The 5,163-nt window shown below is 41.4% G+C and carries 5 protein-coding genes and 1 pseudogene; 2 read left to right on the top strand and 4 right to left on the bottom strand.

What is annotated here, in order from left to right; genetic code table 11:
• From LC574_RS25820 to LC574_RS25835, 4 genes and pseudogenes are all read right to left on the bottom strand, one after another.
• Nucleotides 1-913, bottom strand: a pseudogene (locus tag LC574_RS25820) (endonuclease MutS2); the annotation flags it as partial.
• 194 nt (nucleotides 914-1,107) lie between these two features.
• On the bottom strand, nucleotides 1,108-1,404 hold the full coding sequence (locus tag LC574_RS25825) for a DUF2288 domain-containing protein (protein ID WP_229456393.1): 297 nt from the start codon (nucleotides 1,402-1,404) through the stop codon (nucleotides 1,108-1,110).
• A gap of 131 nt (nucleotides 1,405-1,535) precedes the next feature.
• Complete coding sequence (locus tag LC574_RS25830) at nucleotides 1,536-2,573, bottom strand: AI-2E family transporter (RefSeq protein WP_229456389.1); 1,038 nt, start codon at nucleotides 2,571-2,573, stop codon at nucleotides 1,536-1,538.
• 201 nt (nucleotides 2,574-2,774) lie between these two features.
• The gene (locus tag LC574_RS25835) at nucleotides 2,775-3,413 is read right to left on the bottom strand and encodes a lysophospholipid acyltransferase family protein (RefSeq protein WP_229456390.1); all 639 of its coding nucleotides are present in this window, start codon (nucleotides 3,411-3,413) and stop codon (nucleotides 2,775-2,777) included.
• Nucleotides 3,414-3,542: 129 nt separating this feature from the next.
• Between LC574_RS25835 and LC574_RS25840 the strand changes: the two genes are divergently transcribed.
• Nucleotides 3,543-3,728, top strand: a complete 186-nt coding sequence (locus LC574_RS25840; RefSeq protein WP_229456391.1) for a hypothetical protein — start codon at nucleotides 3,543-3,545, stop codon at nucleotides 3,726-3,728.
• 4 nt (nucleotides 3,729-3,732) lie between these two features.
• On the top strand, nucleotides 3,733-5,163 hold a 1,431-nt coding region (locus tag LC574_RS25845), incomplete at its 3' end, for an AAA family ATPase (protein ID WP_229456392.1).

The raw sequence follows: 5,163 nt of genomic DNA on the forward strand, positions 1-5,163 counted from the left end.
TCCGCAAGGTAATGATTTCTCTGTCTTCACGCTGGATAAATCGCGGGGGGTTCGCTCCTAGCCAGTAACTATATCGTGATCTAGCGGTTGCCAGATCCAAAGTGGTAGCGATCGCTAACAATCTCTCTAAATCTGGTTTGACTGCGGCTACAAGTTCTGTTAAAGCACGGCGAATCGCTTCTTCTTCGGCTTGCTCTTTTCTAATTATCTGCCGTAGTTGGTTGCCCAAGGGTACTACTGAATTCGGTTCCACGTACAGGGTGGCACCGCTAGTAGAGGTATCGTGAACAATACCGGGGATGGCATCTTTTTGGGGTGCTTTTACGGGGATGACAAAGCGATCGCCCCGTTGCGTAATTAGCTGTTCTTGAACTGCCCCAGATTTTGCCTGTAAGATATTTTGCAGCTTTTGAGTAATTTGGCTGCGTAATCGCCGCAAGTCTGTGCGAATTTCTCCCAGTTTTTGACTCGCGCGGTCAGTTACCTGGGCCCGTTCATCAATACATCGGTGAATTTCCTGTTCTAGTTCTGGATAAGTCCGCAAATCGGCAACCAAATCAGTCAGTATGGGCAAATCTTCCTGATTGTCAATGACACGGCGCAAATTTCTAGCACCAGCGAGGGTAGTAGCGATACCTAACAGTTCATCTCCTGCCAAAACTCCACTGCGTTCTGCCCGTTCTAAGGAATCGCCAATATCTTGAATTCCCTCAAATGACAGTCCCGTGGTCAGGCGAGTTTCCAGTTGGTAGACTTCTTTGGTTTGCTCTAACAACTCTTCGCTTTGGATCTGAGAATCGGGTATTTTCAGATGACGCGCAGCTGTCGCCCCCAGCTTAGTTGCCGCAAAAGTGGCAAGGTGCTGGCAGAGGCGATGCCATTCTAATAGTTCTAAGGTTTCAGATTGGATCAAGGTTTCAACATCTAATCTGAAATTATCGTAACAATTCTAGCCCCTAGATGGCTAAATTTTAAAGGAGAAAATTTTGCCTTAGTCAATACTCAAGAGGTATATTCGCTCTCTACCTTCTTATACATTGATGTATTTTATACTACATCAACATTTTTGTTGACTCCAACTCCGATCAAAAACGCCACAAAAACTGATTAAGCAGCAACTATTTCTTGTGCCAAAACGTAAGGCTGAACGATGAGAGTATTAAATCGTTTAGTGCGATCGCCATTCCATTCTCCCACTTGTACTATCGTGGGTTTGGCAATCAATTGCTCATCAATCCACTGTTCCACTGATGGTATATTATCACTTGCGATCGCTACTCCAACATCCACCAAGTTTAGCTCAAGTGCCACCAAAATTACTGCATCTCGTTGTACATGAGGAATTAGCCACTCCCACTCTGCCTCATCCAAAATTTCTGTTAATTCCGTTCTTAAATCCGACATCATTCCTCAATTTGTATTGGCTAATAAACTATTTTACATTAATTACTACAGACGCGATTAATCGCGTCTCTACTTCCAAATCTTGTACAGACGCGATTCATCGCGTCTCTCTTGTACGATTAATCGCGTCTCTAAACCTCTGATTTCATTTCATCAATTTCAAATAAAGATACGATGACTCCAGCGATGGGGATAGATATAAAAACTCCTAGTAAACCTGCTACTTTAGCGCCTACTAGCAAAGCAAAGAACACTACTACAGGATTAAGATTCAGCGCATCTTGCATAATTCGAGGCGAAATAAAGTTGTCTTGTATCTGCTGAAGGACAATACAAGCTATCAATACTTTCAATGCTAACCAAACACCTTGAGACAACACAACTAAAGTAACTGCGCTTACTCCTAATGTCGCTCCTATACCAGGAATGATATCAAGAATTCCGACTATTACTGACAATATCAAAGCAAAAGGCACTTTTAATATTAAAAAAACTAAAAAAGTCGTACTTGTGAGAAATGCACTTAATAACAACTGACCTCTAAAAAATCCGAGAAAGGAGCGTCTGATTATATTTGTAAATCTCTGTCGGCGCTGTTTTGGTACTATTTTTATGGTAAAGTTCCATAGCTTGTCTCCATCCAGCAACATAAAGAAAGCTACAACTGCAATCAATATAAATGTCAGGAAGTTCGTCATGAATCCTTGTAAAACAGTCAAGCTGGTAACAAGGCTAGATACAGCTTGGTTTCGCAATTGTTCTTGAATGAAACTTAAATCTATCTGTAAATTACGGCTTTGCAAAAAACCTTCTAGTCGCTCTAATAGAGGTATTAAAGAATTTACAAAGCCAGTTATACTGTCAATTAATTGTTGTCCTTGAGATAAAACCGTTAGGCCGACGGTAATTATTAGACTGCCAATAATCACAACACTGAACAAGAAAACGACAGCAACAGCTACGCCGTGGGGCAAAAAATGCCGCAGCCATTGTACAGGATAGCTGAGTAAAAAGGCCAAAATTGCAGCAAATGTAAAAATAACAATTACTGCTTCAAAGTAAGCTAAAAGTTGTACAATTGCCCAGCCAGAAGCAACTAAAAGTAAAAAGCGGACTAACGCCAGATTATTTAATCGATCCCAAAAATTCTTGGCTTCAAAGCCGCTCATAATAATTCGTAATTCGTAATTCGTAATTAAGACGTAAAAAATGCTAGTTATGTGCGTGGGGAATTTGTCCACTCTGTAAGATGGATGATGTATTTGTTGGAAGTTCCTTAAATGATTGCTAGAGTGAATTGATTTTAAGATTAGAGGAACCTAATAGCGATCGCTACCTCCCTAAAGCATATATCTGTAGTTTCTCTTAATTCATCTTCCTAAATCATGCATCTCGTTAATTACTTTGGTACACTTTTGTGTTAAAGCTTCCAATTCCTCTTTATTAGTGGAACTGGGAGCATCAATCAAGTTACCAATTCTCACGGTGATGGGAACTGGGCGAGGTAGGGACGATCCTTTTTGTAAAATCTCCTCAGTACCCCAGACACTCACGGGTAATATTGGGGCTTTTGCTTTCGCCGCTAGCAGCAGTGCGCCTCTTTTGGGGTCTGTAATTCGACCATCTGGGGTGCGAGTACCTTGCAAGAAAACACCGACAGCCCAACTGTTATTAAGATATTCTAGGGCGGAACGGATGGCATTGCGATCGGCATTTCCTCGACTCACGGGGTAAGCACCGTACAATTTAATCGCTTGCGCCAAAACTGGGATCTTAAATAACTCTTCCTTAGCCATGTACGCTACTGGACGACGTACACAATTAGAGACAATTGGCGGGTCAAAATAACTAGCGTGATTACTCACTACCAGCAACGGCCCTGATTGGGGAACATTTTCCGTACCATAAATCTGGCCCCGAAAGTAAGCGTGAAGCATGGGGCTGACGACCGACCATTTAAAGGCGTGGTAAAGTGCCAGACTGATAAACGGTTCGCGGTTTCTGTCCACAGAAGATAATTCAAATCAGACTGAATTTAGCATACGCGATCGCAAGGCCTAGAGCAAACGCAAAAAACCTGTAAGGATAAAAAACTCCATCCCCTTGTGGGTGGAGTTTTTGGGCATGGGGAATGGGGCATGGGGCATGGGGAAGAAGTTTCCAATGCCCAATACTTCGACTTCGCTCAGTACAAGTGCCCAATGCCCGAAGCGGCGGGGCGGCTGTCCCTCTCCACGCCACTTGCGGGATGGAGTTTCCCGCCGCTTTCTATGAATTGCTTCACCCATCTGGGAATACTAAGTCCAGAAAATATTAGGATTTAGCAGTATGAATAACACTACAGTCAGTATTCCCGGATATCGCATCACTGAAGAACTCTACAATGGTTCCAGAACGCTGGTTCATCAAGGGTATCGAGAGACTGACTCATTACCAGTAGTGATTAAACTCCTGAAAAATCCTTATCCGAGTTTCAGTGAACTCTTGTGGTTTCGCAATCAGTACACCATAGCTAAAAATCTCAACTCACCCTTAATCATTCAAACTTATAGCCTGGAACAATACCAAAATGGCTATGTGTTGGTGATGGAAGATTTTGGAGGGATTTCTCTTAAAGAATGGGGAGTGGGGGGAAGCGTAGAAGCTTTAATAGAGTTTTTAGAAATAGCGATCGCACTATGCAATACCTTAGATATACTCTACCACTCGCGCATTATTCATAAAGATATTAAACCCGCCAATATTTTAATTAATCCAGAAACAAAACAAGTTAAATTAATTGACTTTAGTATTGCATCTTTACTGCCACGAGAAACTCAAACGCTTATTAATCCCAATGTGTTAGAAGGAACACTAGCTTATATTTCCCCAGAACAAACTGGTAGAATGAATCGGGGAATTGACTACCGTACAGATTTTTATTCTTTGGGTGTAACTTTTTACGAATTACTGAGTGGTAAATTACCATTTCAGTCAGAGGATGCGATGGAGTTGGTACATTGTCATATTGCAAAAACAGCACCTTTAATACATGAAATTAATTCAGAAATTCCATTTGTATTCTCAGAAATTGTTAGTAAACTGATGGCGAAAAATCCTGAAGACCGCTATCATAGCGCCTTAGGATTGAAGTATGATTTAGAAAAGTGCTTGGTTCAACTGAAAGAAACAGGTATAATCGAAAGTTTCCCAATTGCACAACAGGATGTTTGCGATCGCTTCATTATTCCTGATAAATTATATGGACGAGAAGCCGAAGTAAAAACCCTTCTCGAAGCATTTGAGCGCGTCAGTACAGGAAAAACCGAAATGATGCTAGTTGCGGGTTTTTCTGGAATTGGTAAAACTGTTGTAGTTAATGAAGTCCACAAACCGATTGTTCGTCAACGTGGTTACTTTATCAAAGGTAAATTTGACCAATTTAATCGCAATATTCCCTTTTCTGCTTTTGTCCAAGCCTTCCGAGATTTGATGGGGCAACTGCTGAGTGAAAACGATATTAATTTGCAACAGTGGCAGGATAAAATTATCACAACTTTGGATGAAAATGCCCAAGTTATTATTGAGGTTATCCCAGAACTAGAACGAATTATTGGTTCCCAACCTCCGGCTGTAGAACTATCTGGAATGGCTGCTCAAAATCGCTTCAATCTGCTGTTCCAGAAATTTATTCAAATTTTCACCACACTAGAACATCCCTTAGTAATGTTTTTGGATGACTTGCAGTGGGCAGATTCGGCATCACTGAAACTGATGCAG

This window comes from Nostoc sp. CHAB 5715, assembly GCF_020829685.1.
GTDB lineage: Bacteria > Cyanobacteriota > Cyanobacteriia > Cyanobacteriales > Nostocaceae > Nostoc.

Bases quoted from the DNA above. Each gene is read 5' to 3' on its own strand.
- LC574_RS25825 (WP_229456393.1), bottom strand. From the start codon at position 1,404: ATGTCGGATTTAAGAACGGAATTAACAGAAATTTTGGATGAGGCAGAG.
- LC574_RS25830 (WP_229456389.1), bottom strand. From the start codon at position 2,573: ATGAGCGGCTTTGAAGCCAAGAATTTTTGGGATCGATTAAATAATCTG.
- LC574_RS25840 (WP_229456391.1), top strand. From the start codon at position 3,543: ATGGGGCATGGGGAAGAAGTTTCCAATGCCCAATACTTCGACTTCGCT.